Below are 537 nucleotides of genomic sequence, written 5' to 3'. Positions count from 1 at the left end.
CGGGCGGCACACCCGCCTGCGGCAGCGGCGTGCCGAAGCGCTCGACGTGCACCTTCGCGGGCGGCACGCCGGCAGCCTTGAGCGCCGCCTCGGCCGCATCCATCATCGGCGCGGGGCCGCAGATGAAGGCTTCGTCGATCGCGTCGGCCGGCAGCAGCTGTTCGAGGAACGCTGCGCACTTCTGCTGGTCGAGCACGCCGTTGAACAGCTCGACGTCCTGCAGGTCGTCCGACAGCACGTGATACAGCACGAAGCGGTTCATGAAGCGGTTCTTCAGATCCTCGAGCTCCTCGGCGAACATGATCTGGTCGACGCTGCGGTTGCCGTACACCAGCGTGAACGTGCTGCGCGGCTCGACTTCGAGCGTCGTCTTGATGATCGCGAGCACCGGCGTGATGCCCGAGCCGCCCGAGAACGCGAGGTACTGCTGGCCCTGTTCCGCGTTCAGGTGCGTGAAGAAGCGGCCGTCCGGGGTCATCACGTCGATCGTGTGGCCGGGCTGCAGCGTGTCGAACGCGAAGTTCGAGAAACGCCCGC

General features: G+C 67.0%; 1 pseudogene. It reads right to left on the bottom strand.

From position 1 onward, the window contains the following. Positions 1–537 (bottom strand): annotated as a pseudogene (locus AB3X89_RS40160) (phenylacetic acid degradation protein); the annotation flags it as partial.

Origin of the sequence: Paraburkholderia sp. BR14320, from assembly GCF_040948665.1 — a bacterium.
GTDB lineage: Bacteria > Pseudomonadota > Gammaproteobacteria > Burkholderiales > Burkholderiaceae > Paraburkholderia > Paraburkholderia youngii.
The sequence above is the reverse complement of the archived record's forward strand: the minus strand, read 5'-3'. Positions and strand labels throughout refer to the sequence as shown.